Source organism: Rhizobium sp. SL42, assembly GCF_021729845.1.
Lineage (GTDB): Bacteria > Pseudomonadota > Alphaproteobacteria > Rhizobiales > Rhizobiaceae > Allorhizobium.
Map to the genome: position 1 here is coordinate 3,519,423 of NZ_CP063397.1, position 17,901 is coordinate 3,537,323.

Genomic DNA, 17,901 nt, shown 5'->3' on the forward strand with positions numbered 1-17,901 from the left:
CGAACCATTTCAATATACGCCGCAAGAGCGGGCGATCAGAACAGGAAATAGCGCTGCGTCATCGGCAGCTCCGTCGCCGGCTCGCAGGTCAACAATTCGCCGTCGGCACGCACTTCGTAGGTCTCCGGATCGACCTCGATATGTGGCGTCAGGTCATTGTGGATCATCGACGCCTTGGAAATCCCGCCGCGGACATTCTTTACCGCCAGCAATTTCTTCGCCACACCGAGACGCCGGGCAAGACCGGCATCGAGCGAGGCCTGACTGACGAACGTGACCGAGGAATTGGTCCGGAGCTTGCCATAGGCGGCAAACATCGGTCGGTAATGCATCGGCTGCGGTGTCGGGATCGACGCATTCGGATCGCCCATCGGAGCAGCCGCGATCGAGCCGCCGAGCAGCACCATTTCCGGCTTCACGCCGAAGAAGGCCGGTGACCACAGCACCAGGTCGGCGCGCTTGCCGACCTCGACCGAACCGATCTCATGGCTGAGGCCATGGGCGATTGCCGGGTTGATCGTATATTTGGCGATATAGCGCTTGACCCGGAAATTGTCGTTTTCGCCCAGGTCCTGCGGCAGGCGTCCGCGCTGGCGCTTCATCTTGTCTGCCGTCTGCCAGGTGCGAATGGCGACCTCGCCGACCCGGCCCATCGCCTGGCTGTCCGACGAGATGATCGAAAACGCGCCGATATCGTGGAGGATATCCTCCGCCGCAATCGTCTCCTTGCGGATACGGCTTTCGGCAAAGGCGATGTCTTCCGGGATCGACGACGACAGGTGATGGCAGACCATCAGCATGTCGAGATGCTCGGCGATCGTGTTGACCGTGTAGGGCCGCGTCGGGTTGGTCGATGACGGGATGACATTCGGCTGGCCGCAGATCCTGATGATGTCAGGCGCATGACCTCCGCCTGCCCCTTCCGTGTGGAAGGCATGGATGGTCCGGCCCTTGATCGCCCCGATCGTGTCTTCGACGAAACCGCTCTCGTTCAGGGTATCGGTATGGATCATCACCTGCACGTCATACTGGTCGGCAACGGTCAGGCAGTTGTCGATCGCGGCCGGCGTCGTACCCCAGTCTTCGTGCAGCTTCAGCGACGACGCCCCGGCGAGGATCATTTCTTCCAGCGGTGCCGGCAGCGAGGCATTTCCCTTGCCCGCCAGCGCCAGGTTCATCGGGAAGGCGTCGAAGCTCTCGATCATCCGCTCGATATGCCAGGCACCGGTACAGGTGGTGGCAAGCGTACCATGGGCAGGCCCTGAACCGCCGCCGAGCATGGTGGTGATGCCTGACATCAGCGCCTCTTCGATCTGCTGCGGGCAGATGAAATGGATATGTGCATCCATGCCGCCGGCCGTCAGGATACGCCCCTCGCCGGCGATCGCCTCGGTCGACGGACCGACAATGATCGTCACGCCCGGCTGGGTATCGGGATTGCCGGCTTTGCCGATCGCGTGGATCCGCCCGTCCTTCAGGCCGACATCTGCCTTGTAGATGCCCGAATGGTCGACGATGAGCGCATTGGTGATCACCGTGTCGACGGCGCCTTCGGCCCGTGTCGCCTGGCTCTGGCCCATGCCGTCGCGGATGACCTTGCCGCCACCGAACTTCACTTCCTCACCATAGATGGTGAAGTCCTTCTCCACCTCGATGAACAATTCGGTATCGGCCAGCCGCACCTTGTCGCCGACCGTCGGTCCGAACATCGAGGCATAGGCGGCACGAGACATTTTGAAGGACATGGAACTAGGCTCCTTGGGAGAGGGAGGATGCAGAAACAGGCTGAAGCCGCGTCAGACGGCCGGCCGCAATATAGCTTTCGATCAAACGCTTCTCGGCCTCGAAGGGATGCCCGTCCCACCCGACATGGCTGAAACCGGCAAGCACCACATTGTCATTGGCATGTGCCATGTCGGACAGGACAGCGGCGACCACCACCATGCCGCTCGACGGCACGACATAGGCTTCGGCCTGATGGTCGGCGAGCGCGGCATCGACAGCCTCGTGCACCGCCGGGGAAATCACCCGGTAGCCTTTGCCCTTCGTTGTGGCGAAAGCGGCGAACTCCTCGGTATAGTCATCGCAAAAATCATCCAGTTCCGGATGGCTGGCAGCAAGCGCCACCCGCAATTCGGCAAATTTTTCCGGGTGTCGCACCGACCAGATTTCAGATGCCTCACGCACCGCATCGCTGTCGCGCCAGGCGGGATCCGCCAGCATGGCGGCGGCAGGACGTCCGGTATTGCACAGCGCCACCACATCCGTGCGCCGTCCGGCCACGCCGTAATTTCGGCTTCCGTTGAAGCGGATGACAAAGTCGGCGGCATCGATCAGCGTGGCCGCATTGTCCGCGACCGGTCCGTTACCAACGATCATCACCTGCCGAACCCCTACCATATCCGTCCTGTCAGTTCCCGAAGACTTCGTCGAGGCTCTTCAATTCGTCCGTACGTTTGCGAGTCAGATCCGCAAGGCATGACGAGATCAGCAAAGGCTGCGCGCTGCCACCGTCCATCGCGTGGCCGTCCAGCTCGCATTGCGCATCGCGGTAGGCGAGCCAGGCGCGCTGGCTGGCGACGAGCTTCTTGGCCCCGTCTTTTTGCCCGCGCTCGGTGTCCACCCTGTCCATCATCGCCTTGGTCAGCAGCCATTGGGCATTCAGCGTCTTGTCCGCGGCCTCGTAATCCTTGGCGGCGCAAAAATTCATGTCCATTTGTGTTTCAGCCTTGCTGCAGTCAACGTCGGGCGCATCTTCGCTGACCGCCGGTCCATCGACCAACAGCACGCAACCACACAACATCGCGACCGCCAGGGACTTCACCACGGCTTCCTCCCCTGCGTCGCCTTAATGCGACGCTCCGTCATAATGTTGCGAGGTCAATGCTCGCGGGTCGACACCGTCGAGGCAATTAACGTTGACCGCCACCATCGGCGTACCATCCGGCATGCCGCTATAGGCAAAGCTCTCGATGCCGCAGGTCTTGCAGAACTGATGCTCGATCGTCTTCTTGTTGAACAGGTATTCGCTGAGATTGTCCTCGCCCGACTTCAGCGTGAACACTTCGCGTGCGGCAAACGTCAGCACGATACCGAGACGCTGACAGCGCGAGCAGTTGCAGGTCACGGTCTTGTCGAGGTCAGCATCGACCTCGAAGGAAACGGCGCCGCACTGGCAGCTGCCATGATAATGCGCCACAGCCATCTCAGAGTTTCCCCATGACCTGTTGGCGAAATCCATAGACTTCGCGCTTGCCGCCGTAAGGAATCAGCGTCACCTGACGCTTCTGGCCCGGTTCGAAGCGCACGGCAGTGCCTGCCGGAATATCAAGGCGCATGCCGCGCGTCGGCTCGCGGTCGAAGACCAGCCCGGCATTGCTTTCGTAGAAGTGGTAGTGGCTACCCACCTGAACTGGACGGTCACCGCTATTGGCCACCTCGATCGTCAGTGTGGGAAGGCCCACATTGAGTTCTATATCGCCGCTGGCGGCAATGATTTCACCGGGGATCATCAGCTCTCTCCCTTTCAGTCAGGCAGCCGAAAGGGACTTGCAGCCCTCGGCCTTCAAAACACGTTTGGTCGATGCAGGATTGTTGACCAGCTTCGCCGCCGGACGAACCGGACGCCGTACCAGTTCGCCACCGCAATTCGGGCAGAAGCCGCCGAGCGTCTCGGTCGCGCAATCGGTGCAGAACGTGCATTCGAAACTGCACATCATCGCATCCAGGCTTTCCGGCGGTAGATCCTTGTCGCAGCATTCGCAATTGGGCCGAAGTTCCAGCGCCATGTCGGATCCTATCGTATCGGTTCGTGAACGGTCACCAGCTTGGTGCCGTCCGGGAAGGTCGCCTCGACCTGCACGTCATGGATCATTTCGGCGATGCCGGACATCACCTGGTCACGGGAGACGACATGCGCACCGGCTTCCATCAGTTCGGCGACAGCGCGACCGTCGCGCGCGCCCTCGACGACGAAATCCGTGATCAGCGCGATCGCTTCCGGATAGTTGAGCTTCACGCCTCGCTCCAGTCGTCGGCGCGCGACGATGGCCGCCATGGCGATGAGCAATTTGTCTTTTTCTCGCGGCGTCAGATTCATGAAAGCCCCACTATGCCTTTCGTCAGAGATTCCAGACTTTCGGCACAGATGCGCCACCGCGCAAGGCCGAAATCATCGGGATCAGGGTTTTTCTCAAGGTGAAACCGTCTTCGGCCGCAACACGAGCAACAAGCTTGCCTTGCCAATGACTTGCGCCGCCCATTTTATCGCCAATCAGGTCACGCAAGTGGCAAAGATAGGCTTCCGCCATCGGTCCGACATAGATCAGCGTGGCAAAGGCGACCCGCCCCGCCAGCACTGGCGCGCGAGCGGCCAGGGCGGCAATGTCGCCTTCCAGCTTCAGATCCTCGGCATGCAGCAGATGCCCGCCGCGCCTGATCCGCCAGCGGTCTCGCACCAACCCGGCATTCATCGTCTCGCCCATCGCCTTGCGGCCGAGCAGGATCGCCTCGACCGCGACGAATTCCGCGTCCTCGGCCAGATCGACCTCAAGCGACCGGGTCAGCGAGGCATTGTCGAACAGGATGCTTTCCTGCGGCAGCCAGTGAAAACGGGCGCCGCTCGAAACCTCAATCCGGGTGGCGATCCGGGCAGTTCCGGCAGAAGCCTTGTAGATTTTCTCGCAAGCCTGCGTAGTCGCCGTGACGAAAGAGCCCGGCCCGGCGTTGAAATTCCAGTCGAACTGGTCACCGCCCGTCGCGCCACCGGCAGTATTGATTGTCACCGCCTCAAGCTCGTCGGAAAAGGTCTGCGGCAGGCGGATCTTCGCCGCGCCTTCCTGGTAAAACTCGGCGATCCTTGTCCGGCCGCCGAGCGACTTGGTTACAAGTCTCCCGACACCGACGGCGCGTTGCTGTCTGCTTTGCGTGGCTGGCCGCACTTCGTCCCCTGTCCGCCTTCTTTGAGCGAGGCGGTGTTCTGTCCGTCCGGGCAGGCTGGCTTCAACGCGGCACCCGCGACAAGTTCACCACCCGAACCATGGAAGAACTCCCACATTCTGTCGGTCGCATCAACCTCCCGGATCTTCTCTTCCCCGTTGTTGGAGGCAAGCCGGAAGCGAACCGTGCGCGCCGGCCAGGCGTGGTCGGCATTGGTGATCATGTAGGACATGACGCTGGTGCCGGCACGGCAGTCGAGATAAGTCGACACCTTGGCCGCTTCCCCGTCATCGGTGCGCGGCCGTGAATTGCAGCCGTTCAGCTCGGCCCAGCGGTTGAGCGCCACTTCGCCGCCATAGCGCCAATAGGCCTTGCCCCCGCCGTCAAACGGATTGACGTGATCCTTCATGCCGGAAAAGGCGATGATCGACACCGGCCGCGAAGGCTGGCAGCTTTCCCGACGCGGACGCCAGACACCATTGTCCTGCTCCGGCGTTCCCGCACGAAGGCCCATGACGAAGCCCGCTGCGGAAAAATCTCCCAGACCGTCGCAGATATATTGCGAAAGCATCCGCCCGCCGCCGGAATATCCCGACGCATAGATCCGTGCGGCATCGATGCAGAAGGTCTCCTTGGCAACATCGACCGCATCGCGGATGAAGGCGATGTCGTCGGCACCATCGGCCTTGGTCACGCCCGGAACGTTCCAGGCATGGGTGCGCGGCAGTTCGCCATTGAGGCTGCCGGCCAGGGCCATGACGATGAAGCCCTCGCGCTCCGCGACCTCGTCCCAATGGCTGCGGGTCAGCTGGACCTGCGGATTGCTGTTGCTACCATGAAAATCGAAGACCAGCGGCACCTTGCGCTTGCCACTGTAGTTGGACGGAATGACGTACACGGCCGAACGTTCCAGCCCGCCGGACTGGATCGTCATTTCATGACGCCCGGGCTCGAACGTCGCTCCGCAACCGGCTGCCTCGGCGCCGACCGCGGTCAGGACCAGGAGAAAGAGCCCCGATGCGACCCGGACAGCGATGTCGCGTGCCCGCGCGCGGCGATGAACCGTGCTGGTTGTCATGGCTATGCCTTCTGTTAGCAGATGCGAGAAACCTATCACGCCTGACTTCAGCATCAACCCTTCAGCCTTAACAAAACCTCAACACGGCCATGCACGAACAGACGACGGCCGTCGATCATCGACAATTGACGCGATCACACCGTTAGGTGCCGGCGCGCCTCGGGAGTGTCGAGCGTTTCGGCCGCCCCCTGATGCACGATCTCGCCACGGTCCATGATGTAGACCTGGTCGGCAAGCTCGCGGCAGAAGTCGAGATACTGCTCGACCAGCAGGATCGCCATGCCGGTCGAGTCCCGCAGATAACGGATCGCCCGGCCGATATCCTTGATGATCGACGGCTGGATGCCTTCGGTCGGCTCGTCCAGCACCAGGATCTTCGGCCGCGTCACCATCGCCCGGCCGATCGCCAATTGTTGCTGCTGGCCGCCGGACAGATCGCCGCCGCGCCGCGACAGCATGGTGTTGAGCACCGGAAACAGGCTGAAGATCTCGTCGGGAATATAGCGGTCCTTGCGATCCAGCGGCGCATAGCCGGTCTCGAGATTTTCCTTCACGGTCAAAAGCGGAAACACCTCACGCCCCTGCGGCACATAACCGACACCGGTGCGCGCCCGGTTGAACGGCGCCATGCCGTTCAGCTTGGTGCCGTTGAAGGTGATCGTACCGGCCGACACCGCATGCTGGCCGGTCACGGCTCTGAGCAGTGAACTCTTGCCGACGCCGTTGCGCCCCAGCACACAGGTGATCTTGCCCATTTCGGCATTGATCGACACGCCGCGCAGGGCCTGGGCTGCACCGTAGTGGAGATTGACGTTTTCGACTGTCAGCATGGGTTTGTCCCCGTTGTCTTGTTCCACCTCGCCCTTGAGGGGGAGGTCGCAGCGAAGCTGCGGGTGGAGGTGATCCTTGTGCCAGTATTCACCCCACCCCGGCGCCCTGCGCCGACCCTCCCCTCAAGGGGAGGGTGAGCCATCACCGCCCCAGATAGTTCTCGATGACCTTCTGGTCATTCGAGACGAAATCGATCGAGCCTTCGGCCAGCACAGAGCCTTCCGCCAGACACGTCACCTTGACGCCGAGATCGCGGATGAAGCCCATGTCATGTTCGACGACCACCACCGAACGCGTCTTAGCGATGTCTTTCAAGAGGATCGCCGTTTCCACCGTCTCGGCATCGGTCATGCCCGCAACCGGTTCATCGACGAGCAAGAGCTTGGGCTCCTGCGCCAGCAGCATGCCGATTTCCAGCCATTGCTTCTGGCCATGCGAAAGATTGGCCGCCAGATCATCCCTTCGGCCGGTCAGGCGCACGGTTTCGAGGATTTCCTCGATGCGGGCCTTATCGGCTGCCGACAGGGTATAGAACAGCGTGGCGAAGACACCGCGCTTGCGGTTAAGCGCCAGCTCCAGATTGTCCCACACGGTATGGCTCTCGAAGACCGTCGGCTTCTGGAATTTGCGGCCGATGCCGAGCTGAGCGATTTCGGCCTCGTCCTTTTTCGTCAGGTCGATCTTGCCGCCGTCGAAAAACACATCGCCACTGTCCGGCCGCGTCTTGCCGGTGATGATGTCCATCATCGTCGTCTTGCCGGCGCCGTTCGGGCCGATGATTGCCCTCAGTTCGCCCGGTTCGACGATGAAGGACAACGAGTTCAGCGCCTTGAAGCCATCGAAGGAGACGGATACCCCGTTGAGATAGAGCAGGCTGCTGGTCGTCCGGTTTGTTGTCTGATCGCTCATCGCCTTACTCCGCCGCCACTGGTGTTGCCTGGGGTTTGGTGTCATTGGCCGCCGCGTCACGCTCCGCTGCCTGACGGAAGTCCTTGCGACGCGCCAGATAGGCCTGAACCGTACCGACAATGCCCTTGGGCATGAACAGCGTCACGCCGATGAACAGACCGCCCAGCGCAAACAGCCAGAGTTCGGGAAAGGCACCGGTAAAGTAGCTCTTGCCGACATTGACGAGAATGGCGCCGATGATCGGACCGATCAGGGTGCCGCGCCCGCCGACAGCGGTCCACACCACCACTTCGATCGAATTGGCCGGGGCGAATTCACCCGGATTGATGATGCCGACCTGCGGCACGAACAGCGCGCCGGCAATGCCCGCCATCATCGCCGAGACGACGAAGGTGAACAGCTTGATGTTCTCCACCCGGTAGCCGAGGAAGCGCACGCGGCTTTCGGCATCGCGCACGCCGACCAGCACCTTGCCGAATTTCGACCGGGTAATGGCGGAGGCAAACAGCAGGCAGAGCGACAGCATGATCGCCGAGAGCGCAAACAGCACCGCACGCGTGCCATCGGCCTGCACATTGAAACCGAGGATTTCCTTGTAGTCTGTCAGGCCGTTATTGCCGCCGAAGCCCATGTCGTTTCGGAAGAAGGCGAGCAGCAGCGCATAGGTCATCGCTTGGGTGATGATCGAGAGATAGACGCCGTTGACGCGTGAGCGGAAAGCGAACCAGCCGAAGACGAAGGCAAGCAAACCAGGCACGACAAGCACCATCGCCATGGCGAACGGGAAATAGTTCATCCCGTGCCAGAACCAGGGCAGCTCCTTCCAGTTGAGGAAAACCATGAAGTCCGGCAGGATCGGGTCGCCATAGACGCCGCGGCTGCCGATCTGGCGCATCAGATACATGCCCATGGCATAGCCGCCGAGCGCAAAAAAGGCGCCGTGGCCGAGCGAGAGAATGCCGCAATAACCCCAGACCAGATCGAGTGCCAGCGCCAGCAGCGCATAGCAGAGATACTTGCCCATCAGCGCCATGGCATAGGTCGGAATGTGGAAGACGCTATCCGGCGATGTCAGAAGATTGAGCGACGGAACGAGCACGGCAATGCCGAGCAGGAGGCCGATCGCGATGAGGATCTTGCCTTCGAGTGCGCGCAGGATGAAGCCGGTAATCATGCTTCCACCGCCCTTCCCTTGAGCGCGAACAGGCCGCGCGGTCGTTTCTGGATGAAGAGAATGATCAGCACCAGCACGAGGATCTTGCCCAGCACCGCACCGACCGAGGGTTCGAGGAACTTGTTGAGGATGCCGAGCGACAGCGCCCCGACAAACGTGCCCCAGAGATTGCCGACGCCGCCGAAGACCACGACCATGAAACTGTCGATGATGTAGGACTGGCCGAGATTGGGCGAGACGTTGTCGATCTGGCTAAGCGCCACGCCGGCAATGCCGGCAATGCCCGACCCGAGCGCAAAGGTAAAGGCATCCACCCAGGGTGTGCGGATGCCCATCGACGACGCCATGCGGCGATTCTGGGTGACGGCGCGCATCTGCAAGCCGAAGGCCGAGCGCTTCATCAACGCCAGCAGCGCAAAGAAGATCGCCATCGAGAACAGCACGATCCACAACCGGTTCCAGGTGATGGTCAGGCCGCCCAGTGCAAACGAGCCGGACATCCACGACGGATTGCCGACTTCCTGGTTGGTCGGCCCGAAGATCGTGCGGATCGCCTGCTGCAGGATCAGCGAAATGCCCCAGGTCGCCAGCAGGGTTTCCAGTGGCCGGCCATAGAGGAAGCGGATGACGCCGCGCTCGATGACAAGGCCGATCACGCCAGTGACCAGAAAGGCGACCGGCAGCGCAATCGCCAGCGACCAGTCGAACAGCCCCGGATAGTTGGATCGGATGACTTCCTGCACCATGAAGGTGGAATAGGCGCCGATCATCACCATCTCGCCATGCGCCATGTTGATGATGCCCATGACGCCGAAGGTGATGGCGAGGCCGATGGCAGCCAGCAACAGCACCGAGCCGAGCGAAATGCCGTACCAGACGTTCTGGCCCATATCCCAGAACAGCAATCCGCCTTCGAGTTTCCTGATCGCCTGATCGAGATCGGGCTTGAGGTTTTCATCGATCGACGACGACACGGCCATCAGGATACCGATCGCCTCGCGACCGCCCAGCGAAGCCACGGTATCGATCGCGGCGCGCTTTTCGTCTGCGGATCGGTCGGAGGCCAGCAGCGATACCGCGCGGGCTTCTTCCATGCGCGATTTGACTTCCGCGTCGGTTTCCTTGGCCAGGGCTGTCTCGACAAGATCGAGGTTCTCGGCGCTTGGGGATTGCAAAACCTGCTGTGCCGCCTGCAGGCGTACCGAGCGGTCCGGGCTCAAAAGCGTCAAGCCGCCAAGCGCGGAACGGATCGCGCGGCGCAGCGTGTTGTTGACCTTGATCTTGCTGAAGGCGCCCTTCGGCTCTTCGCCGACTGTCTCGCCGGTCAACGGATCGATGGCTGTCATGTTCGCGCCGGCGGATTTGGTGACGAACACCGCGCCATCGGACTTGCGCATGTAAAGGTCACCCTCGGCAAAGGCTTCCAGCGCCGGCACGACCCGCGCATCGCCGGTCGCGGCGATCTTGCCGAGCAATTCTTCGGCCTGGCGGAAATTGGCCTTGCCAAGCCCGTTGATCAGCTCTCTCGGATCGCTCTGCGCGAAAGACGGCACGGCGAGAGAGAGGAAGATGAAAATGAGTGTGATGAAACGAATAGGCATTCTCTGGTCCCCCGGATGGCGGGGCGGCGGAGCCTGAAGGGGCCCCTCATCCGCCTGCCGGCACCTTCTCCCCGTCAACGGGGAGAAGGGAGATGTGGCATGCCAGGCGAGCGTTACCCCCTCTGGCCTGCCGGCCATCTCCCCCACAAGGGGGGAGAAAAATCGCGGCACCCGCATCAATCCACATGAACCTCGGCGGAGCGGCTAGGTTAAAGCCCTCCCCCTTGTGGGGAGGGTTGGGAGGGGTCTTCGCCCCGGGCAAGGTAGGATCAGCTACCCTTGCCGCCGCACTTGCCGGTGGCGACGTTGAAGTTGCCGCATTCCATCGGCTTGCGCCAATCGGAGATCAGGTCCTTGGAGTCGGCCAGGTAGTCGGACCATTCATCGCCGACAACGGCCGGCGTCTGCTGGACGATGTCGAACTGGCCGTCAGCCTGGATTTCGCCGATCAGCACCGGCTTGGTGATGTGGTGATTCGGCATGACGGTCGAGGTACCGCCAGACAGGTTCGGAACGGAAACGCCGATGATCGAGTCGAGAACCGCGTCGGTATCGGTGGTGCCGGCAGCTTCGACGGCCTTAACCCAGGCGTTGAAACCGATATAGGCAGCTTCCATCGGGTCGTTGGTTACGCGCTTGTCGTTCTTGGTGAACGCATGCCACTGCTCGATGAACTCGGCATTGACCGGCGCGTCGACGGACTGGAAGTAGTTCCAGGCGGCGAGATGGCCGACGAGCGGAGCGGTGTCGAGACCGGCCAGTTCCTCTTCGCCGACCGAGAAGGCGACGACCGGAATGTCTTCAGCCTTGATGCCCTGGTTGCCCAGTTCCTTGTAGAACGGCACATTGGCGTCGCCGTTGATGGTCGAGACCACGGCGGTCTTCTTGCCGGCGGAACCGAATTTCTTGATGTCGGACACGATCGTCTGCCAGTCGGAATGACCGAATGGCGTGTAGTTGATCATGATGTCCTCTTCCTTGACGCCCTTCGACATCAGGTAGGCCTTCAGGATCTTGTTGGTCGTCTGCGGATAGACATAGTCGGTACCGGCAAGCACCCAGCGTTCGACGCCTTCTTCGTTGGCGAGATAGTCGACAGCCGGAATGGCCTGCTGGTTCGGCGCAGCACCCGTATAGAAGATGTTGCGCGAGGATTCTTCACCCTCGTACTGGACCGGGTAGAACAGCAGCGAGTTGAGCTCTTCGAAAACCGGCAGGACCGACTTGCGCGACGACGAGGTCCAGCAACCGAAGACGGCGGCGACCTTGTCCTGGGAAATCAGCTGGCGCGCCTTTTCGGCAAACAGCGGCCAGTCGGATGCCGGATCGACAACAACCGCTTCGATCTTCTTGCCGAGAACGCCACCCTTCTTGTTCTGCTCTTCGACGAGCATCAGCATGGCATCCTTGAGCGTCGTCTCGGAAATCGCCATGGTGCCGGAGAGCGAATGCAGAACGCCAATCTTGATCGTATCTTCCTGCGCAAATGCGCCGTGGAAGGCTGTCGTCGACAGCATGGCGCCCATCAGGGCACCCGTGAGCTTCATCTTCAAATTCATTGTCGTGAACCCCTCTTCTTGTTCGCAACCGGTCGGTTAATGAAATTTAACCGTTGCTGGAGGGGACTATCGGATGCTGCGCCGCAAAACCGTATACGTCGTTTGACGTATGCCAGGGGGGAAACGCGGAACATTCCCTCTGCAGGCCAATGCCGCCTCGCCTTCCGCGCCCTGATTGTGGTGCTGTCATGATGACCGGTCCTGTGCTAGGGGTCCTCGGCAAAGACGGCGGGGCATTGGCCCTTTCCGGTCCTTTTGCACTGCGGGAGGTGGCGCATGCGACCGTTAAGCGAAGATGGCCGTCGAATTCTCACCGAACTGGCCGAGCGTCACGGCATCAGCCTCGACGCCGCAACCCATATGCTGATGGCGGTCGCAGCAGGCGGGGGCAGCCAGGCGCAATTCAACCATCCCGAACTCGGCGGCATGGGCCAATGGTCGCTGGGCGGCATGACAATGGTCGGCGACATGTTCAACAACGGCCTGAAGGCCAAGGTCGACTGGCTGTGCCAGGAACTGTCCGGCCTCATCCGCAACCAGGACATGCTCGGCCCGATGCCGACCTCCTATCAGGGGCAATCGCAACAACAGGGTGGCGGTAGCGTCAGTCTGTTCGTTTCAGGCGGCACCTCGATGTCGTCGGGCGGCTGGCCGGCCGAACTCGGCCATCCGGCATCGGTCGGCAGCCAGGACAATCTGCGTTATGCCTTCTTCCCGGAGAGCCGCCGGCTGGTCATCGACCTGGCCGGCCACCAGACCATCTACGACACCGGCGATCATCACATCGGCGGATTCTCGCAGCAGCAGGGCGGCGACCAATCCTTGAGCTTCACCTCGCAATACGGGCTGGTGCGTGTAGCCGACCTGGCCATTGTCCAGCCGCAAATGCCGGCAGCACCGGTCGTGGCGGCACAAGCGCCGCCCGTTTCGCGACACTCAGGCTTGGCCCCGGCGCGCGCCGAAGCCATGCACTGGCCACAACAGCCGTCGAGTGGCCCGCTGGCAAGCACGCCGATGGCGCAGTCCAACGCCCCAACAGAGGCGGAGGATGACATATTCGCCAAGATCGAACGGCTGGCCGATCTGCATGGCAAAGGCATTTTGACCGACGAAGAGTTTTCCGCCAAGAAAGCAGACCTTCTCGGTCGTCTCTGACCCGGAAGGCGACGGCCGCGCAAAACTTGTCATCCGCCCATCGCGCAAGCTTGAATACGACACCAAAAGCGAAAGGCAGATCATGGACCTTCCCCCCAGACGGCTCGGCCTGAAGACACAGACCACTGAAGCCCATCAGGCGCTCGACGCGTTGATCGGCGACTTCGACACGCCGCAAGCCTATCAGCGTTATCTGAGCGGCATGGCACGCTTCCGCCTGCCGGTCGAGGCATGGCTGGAGGACAAGAGCATGCCGGAAGAGCTCGGCGAATGGCGGCCGGGCGCCTATGGCACGGAGATCGCCGATGATCTGGCAGATCTCGGCATTGACGCCCCCGCGCAACTGGAGCCCTTCGTCCCGCCGCCCGGCAACGGCCTGATCGGGCTTCTATACGTGCTCGAAGGCTCGGCTCTCGGCGCGCGTGTGTTGGCGAAACGTGCCGAAAACATCGGATTTTCCGCGGCTTTCGGCGCCCGACATCTTTTTCACCAGGCACGGAACTTTTCCAGCTGGCGCGCGTTCTCGGATCGTATGGAGAAAGTGTGGGTATATGACGAACAGGCCGCTGTGGCATGGGCAAATACCGCCTTCGACTATGCCCGCAACGCGTTCGAAAGTACTCTTGATGCCCGCAGCACACTCCGTTGACCTCTCCAATTGCGACCGTGAACCCATTCATGTCCCCGGGAGCATTCAACCCCATGGATTTCTGCTGCATTGCGACCGCGAGCTTTCCAAGGTTCTGCGCCATTCCGCCAACGCCGGCGCCATGCTGGATGTCGACGGCGACCTGAACGGCCGGTCGATTCTCGATATGCTTGGCGCCGAAGTCACCCACGATCTGCGCAACGCCATTGCCGCGGCCCCCGAGGCCAGCCGCCCGGCGGTGCTTGCACATATGCGCATGCCGAACGACGCCCATTTCGATATCGCCGTCCATCGCCAGGACGGCGGCGCCATTGTCGAGTTCGAACCATCGCTGCGCCGCACGCAGCCGCTTCAATTGGCGCGCGAGATGATCGGTCGCGTCAAGGATATTACCGATATCGACGCGCTGATCGGCGCTTCGGCCCGTCTGGTGCAGGCCGTACTCGGTTATGACCGGGTGATGATCTATCGCTTCGAGGAGGATGGCTCCGGCAAGGTCGTCAGCGAAGCCAAGCGCACCGACCTTGAAAGCTTTCTCGGACAGTATTTCCCGGCGAGCGATATCCCGCGCCAGGCGCGCGCCCTTTACATGCAGAATCCGATCCGGGTGATCTCGGACGCAGGCGGCACCCGGGTGCCGCTCGTTCCGGAGCTGGACACAGCCGGCATGCCCCTCGACCTCTCCTTTGCGCACCTGCGCAGCGTTTCGCCGATCCACTGCGAATATCTGCGTAACATGGGTGTTGGCGCGTCTATGTCGATATCCATCATCACCAACGGCACGCTCTGGGGCCTGATCGCCTGTCATCACTACGCGCCAAAAACCCTCAGCATGTCCGAGCGTATCGCCGCTGAAATGTTCGGTGAGTTCTTCTCACTGCACCTGCTGGCGCTGAAACAGAAGCGCAAGCTCGACATCGCCAACGAAACGCGGCGCTCGCTCGACCATTTCCTCCAGACGGCTTCGCATTACACCGACGTCGACGCGCTGTTTGCAGGCGCCCTGCCGGCTTTTCAGTCGCTGCTCGACTGCGACGGCGTCGGACTGTGGATGAACGGGCGATGGACCTCCGTCGGAACCACGCCTCCAGCCGGTGTCGAAGCGGCTCTGGCCCGCTTTGTCGGCGAGGTTGCCGATGGCAGGATCTGGGCGAACCACATGCTGTCCGAAATCTTTCCGGACGCGGAGAATTATTTCGAGGATGTTTCCGGCCTGATGGCCATCCCGCTATCTCAGATCGCGCGCGATTATCTTTTCTTTTTCCGCAAGGAACGTCTCCAGACGCTGAACTGGGCAGGCAATCCGGAAAAATCATACGACATCGGACCACTCGGCGATCGATTGACGCCGCGCAAGAGCTTTGCCATCTGGAAGGAGACGGTCCATCGCCAGGCGGAGCCGTGGAGCGAATCCGACATCGAAATCGCCGAAGCCGTGCGCTCGGCCACCGTCGAAATCGTGCTGCGCCACAGCGAGATGATGGAGGAAGAACGCAGCAAGGCCGATGTCCGCCAGCGCATGCTGAATGAGGAACTGAACCATCGGGTCAAGAATATCCTCGCCGTGATCAAGTCTCTCATCGTTGCGCCGACAAAGGATGCGCGCCCGATCGAGGACTATATCGGCTCGCTGCGTGGCCGCATTCATGCCCTCTCCCATGCCCACGACCAGTTGACCCGAGGCGGCGGCGGCGGCGGACTGAGCAACCTTCTGGAGACGGAACTGCTGCCCTATCGCGCCGGCAACACGAAATTTTCGCTGCTTGGTCCATCGGTGACGCTGGATGCCAGGGCCCACGCAGTCGCGGCGCTGGTCATTCATGAACTCTGCACCAACGCCGCCAAATATGGCGCCCTGTCCACGCCCGGCGGCAGCCTCACCGTCCAGTGGCAGAGCGAGGAAAACGGTGATTGCCTGATAACCTGGGACGAGGATGGCGGGCCGACTGTCGGCATGCCGAGCCGCAAGGGTTTTGGCACAGCCTTGATTGAGCGCAGCATTCCTTATGATCTGGGTGGCAGCAGCCGTGTTGACTATCGTTCGACCGGCCTGTTTGCCGAATTCCGCCTGCCCGGGCGTTTCTTATCTTGGGAAGAAGTGGAACCGCAGATGGACAGCCAGATGTTGCAATCGACACCTGCCAGTGCCGCGCCCGTGCTCGACTCCTCGCTGCGCATCCTTCTTGTCGAGGACCAGGTGCTGATCGCCATGGACGCCGAGATGATGCTGGCCGATGCCGGCCTGGAAAACGTCGTCACCGCGAGTTCGAGCGCCGATGCTCTGAATCGCTTGAAAAACTTCACACCGGGGATTGCCATTCTCGACATCAACCTCGGCCGCGACACCTCGGTGCCGGTTGCCGAAGAGCTGGCGCGCCGCAATATCCCCTTTGTCTTCGCCACCGGCTATGATGACCGCTCCATCGTTCCGGAAAATTTCGCCGACGTGCCCGTCGTGCGCAAACCGTATGACAGCGTTGCCTTGGTGGCCGCACTCTCCGCACGCCTGCAGGACCGTATCAACTGAGGGCTACTGGCCGCGCAACCGAGATACAAGAAAGCCGGATCCCTTGCGGGATCCGGCTTTCTTGTATCGATCTTTGGCAGATGGCGCTTATGCCAGGTAGCCTGAAATGTAGGGCCAGACTTCGATCATGCCGTGATAGATCATCGTGACGGTGACGTAGACGATGACACCGAGACCGACATAGGCAATCCAGCGATGCTTGTGCAGCAGCTTGGCCACGAAATTCGCCGCAAGGCCCATCAGCGCGATCGACAGGACAAGGCCGATCGCCAGAATCGAGGTGTGTTCCTTGGCAGCGCCGGCAACCGCCAGCACGTTGTCGAGCGACATCGACACATCGGCGATCACGATCTGGATTGCCGCCTGCATAAAGGTCTTGTCGGTGTTCAGCTCGACATCGTCGGTTTCGCCTTCGTGATGCGGCACATGTGCCGCCGCGCGAAGCTCCACCCACATCTTCCAGCACACCCAGGCCAGAAGCACGCCACCGAGCAATTGCAGGCCGACAATATTGAGAAGGTAGGCCGTGCCCAACGCAAAACCGATGCGCATGACCGTCGCGGCGATGATGCCGACGAGGATCGCCTTGTTGCGCTGGTGAGCCGGGAGACCGGCAGCAGCCAGACCGATGACGATCGCATTGTCACCCGCCAGAACCAGATCGATTGCGACGACCTGGAACATTGCCGCAAGACCTGCGGCGGTAAAGATTTCCATCATGATATTGGTTCGTCCCCACGTTCCTGATGTCGGCATCACATACAGCATGGCCGCGTGAATGAAAGATCGAAAATGCCAACAGGGGGCTGCTTCTTCACCATTCACAACGGTTCCGAAGCCATTTCGATTGCTGGCGACACGTACATTCGCTTCTACATCTTGAAACACGCAGCTTGCCCCGCTATGTTCTCTTTATGTTCCACCATAGGAGGGCAGCAATGAGGGAGTTGGAACAATTTATCATCGAGGCAAAGGCTGCCTGCTATGCCGGTGGCGGGAGCCATGCGCGAGTGCCCTGCCGCACGCGCTCGCATGACATTCTCCATGAGCGGAACGAATTCCGCTACATGGACAGCTATTTCGGCGGCACCGACTTTCTCGGCCAGGAAGTCGTCTGGATCGACGACGAACCGGTTTGGGCAATGAATTACTACGGCCGCATCACGGAACCCATGCTTCTCTGCTCGACGCGCGCCGGCACCATCATCAAATCTGCGCTAACCGCTCTTTATCGGGAGGGCCGGTTCCTTGGCGGATTCTCCTTCCAGCACGCGGACGGGGAATACATAGATGAAAGCGTCGGCGACCACCGCGGCTTCCGCGGCATCGAGCGCATCCTGGTCAACGACCGCCTCGCCTATCAACTGGATTATCAGGGTGGCATCATCAAGCCGTGAAACCCGTCTTTGCTCCATAGCGTCTGCGAACCGCCCTTGCTATTCCAGCCATTCCCGTGAAAATGCCCAAACGACAGCCAACC

Annotated in this window: 19 protein-coding genes; 4 read left to right on the forward strand and 15 right to left on the reverse strand. The window is 61.2% G+C overall.

Going from position 1 to position 17,901, the window contains the following annotated elements; all coding sequences use genetic code 11:
* Positions 1-35: 35 nt before the first annotated feature.
* From ureC to urtA, 14 genes are all read right to left on the reverse strand, one after another.
* The gene (ureC, locus tag IM739_RS16620) at positions 36-1,745 is read right to left on the reverse strand and encodes an urease subunit alpha (protein ID WP_237368796.1); all 1,710 of its coding nucleotides are present in this window, start codon (positions 1,743-1,745) and stop codon (positions 36-38) included.
* Between the two features lie 4 nt (positions 1,746-1,749).
* Entirely contained in the window at positions 1,750-2,400 is a 651-nt protein-coding gene (locus IM739_RS16625; protein WP_336886397.1) for a glycosyltransferase family 29 protein, read from the reverse strand.
* A 10-nt stretch (positions 2,401-2,410) separates the two neighbouring features.
* On the reverse strand, positions 2,411-2,827 hold the full coding sequence (locus IM739_RS16630; RefSeq protein ID WP_237368797.1) for a lysozyme inhibitor LprI family protein: 417 nt from the start codon (positions 2,825-2,827) through the stop codon (positions 2,411-2,413).
* Positions 2,828-2,848: 21 nt separating this feature from the next.
* The gene (locus IM739_RS16635) at positions 2,849-3,205 is read right to left on the reverse strand and encodes a GFA family protein (protein WP_237368798.1); all 357 of its coding nucleotides are present in this window, start codon (positions 3,203-3,205) and stop codon (positions 2,849-2,851) included.
* A 1-nt stretch (position 3,206) separates the two neighbouring features.
* The gene (locus IM739_RS16640; protein ID WP_237368799.1) at positions 3,207-3,512 is read right to left on the reverse strand and encodes an urease subunit beta; all 306 of its coding nucleotides are present in this window, start codon (positions 3,510-3,512) and stop codon (positions 3,207-3,209) included.
* A gap of 18 nt (positions 3,513-3,530) precedes the next feature.
* A complete protein-coding gene (locus tag IM739_RS16645; RefSeq protein WP_237368800.1) occupies positions 3,531-3,788 on the reverse strand; it encodes a DUF1272 domain-containing protein in 258 nt (85 codons plus the stop codon).
* A gap of 8 nt (positions 3,789-3,796) precedes the next feature.
* Entirely contained in the window at positions 3,797-4,099 is a 303-nt protein-coding gene (locus IM739_RS16650; RefSeq protein ID WP_237368801.1) for an urease subunit gamma, read from the reverse strand.
* A gap of 22 nt (positions 4,100-4,121) precedes the next feature.
* Entirely contained in the window at positions 4,122-4,940 is an 819-nt protein-coding gene (locus IM739_RS16655) for an urease accessory protein UreD (RefSeq protein ID WP_237368802.1), read from the reverse strand.
* Positions 4,883-6,016, reverse strand: coding sequence for an alpha/beta hydrolase family esterase (locus tag IM739_RS16660; protein ID WP_237368803.1), 1,134 nt, complete (start codon positions 6,014-6,016; stop codon positions 4,883-4,885). Before IM739_RS16660 ends, IM739_RS16655 begins: the two co-directional genes overlap by 58 nt.
* 134 nt (positions 6,017-6,150) lie before the next feature.
* Positions 6,151-6,846 carry an urea ABC transporter ATP-binding subunit UrtE gene (gene urtE / locus IM739_RS16665; RefSeq protein ID WP_237368804.1) on the reverse strand — a complete coding sequence of 232 codons (696 nt, stop codon included), beginning with the start codon at positions 6,844-6,846 and terminating at the stop codon, positions 6,151-6,153.
* 142 nt (positions 6,847-6,988) lie between these two features.
* Positions 6,989-7,756, reverse strand: a complete 768-nt coding sequence (urtD, locus tag IM739_RS16670; RefSeq protein WP_237368805.1) for an urea ABC transporter ATP-binding protein UrtD — start codon at positions 7,754-7,756, stop codon at positions 6,989-6,991.
* 4 nt (positions 7,757-7,760) lie between these two features.
* Complete coding sequence (gene urtC / locus IM739_RS16675) at positions 7,761-8,930, reverse strand: urea ABC transporter permease subunit UrtC (RefSeq protein ID WP_237368806.1); 1,170 nt, start codon at positions 8,928-8,930, stop codon at positions 7,761-7,763.
* Positions 8,927-10,531 carry an urea ABC transporter permease subunit UrtB gene (urtB, locus tag IM739_RS16680; RefSeq protein WP_237368807.1) on the reverse strand — a complete coding sequence of 535 codons (1,605 nt, stop codon included), beginning with the start codon at positions 10,529-10,531 and terminating at the stop codon, positions 8,927-8,929. The genes urtC and urtB overlap by 4 nt, the downstream gene beginning before the upstream one ends.
* A gap of 269 nt (positions 10,532-10,800) precedes the next feature.
* A complete protein-coding gene (gene urtA / locus IM739_RS16685) occupies positions 10,801-12,090 on the reverse strand; it encodes an urea ABC transporter substrate-binding protein (protein ID WP_237368808.1) in 1,290 nt (429 codons plus the stop codon).
* A 276-nt stretch (positions 12,091-12,366) separates the two neighbouring features.
* Between urtA and IM739_RS16690 the strand changes: the two genes are divergently transcribed.
* The 3 genes from IM739_RS16690 (at position 12,367) to IM739_RS16700 (ending at position 16,421) form a co-directional block, all read left to right on the forward strand.
* Positions 12,367-13,245 (forward strand): SHOCT domain-containing protein, encoded by an 879-nt coding sequence (locus tag IM739_RS16690; protein WP_237368809.1) that lies wholly within the window; start codon positions 12,367-12,369, stop codon positions 13,243-13,245.
* 82 nt (positions 13,246-13,327) lie between these two features.
* Positions 13,328-13,894, forward strand: a complete 567-nt coding sequence (locus tag IM739_RS16695) for a biliverdin-producing heme oxygenase (RefSeq protein WP_237368810.1) — start codon at positions 13,328-13,330, stop codon at positions 13,892-13,894.
* Positions 13,872-16,421 carry an HWE histidine kinase domain-containing protein gene (locus tag IM739_RS16700; RefSeq protein ID WP_237368811.1) on the forward strand — a complete coding sequence of 850 codons (2,550 nt, stop codon included), beginning with the start codon at positions 13,872-13,874 and terminating at the stop codon, positions 16,419-16,421. Before IM739_RS16695 ends, IM739_RS16700 begins: the two co-directional genes overlap by 23 nt.
* An 87-nt stretch (positions 16,422-16,508) precedes the next feature.
* Here the strand turns inward: IM739_RS16700 and IM739_RS16705 are convergent, their stop codons facing one another.
* Positions 16,509-17,138, reverse strand: a complete 630-nt coding sequence (locus IM739_RS16705) for a TerC family protein (RefSeq protein WP_237371101.1) — start codon at positions 17,136-17,138, stop codon at positions 16,509-16,511.
* A 221-nt stretch (positions 17,139-17,359) separates the two neighbouring features.
* Between IM739_RS16705 and IM739_RS16710 the strand changes: the two genes are divergently transcribed.
* A complete protein-coding gene (locus IM739_RS16710) occupies positions 17,360-17,818 on the forward strand; it encodes a DUF5680 domain-containing protein (RefSeq protein ID WP_237368812.1) in 459 nt (152 codons plus the stop codon).
* The last annotated feature ends 83 nt before the right edge of the window (positions 17,819-17,901 follow it).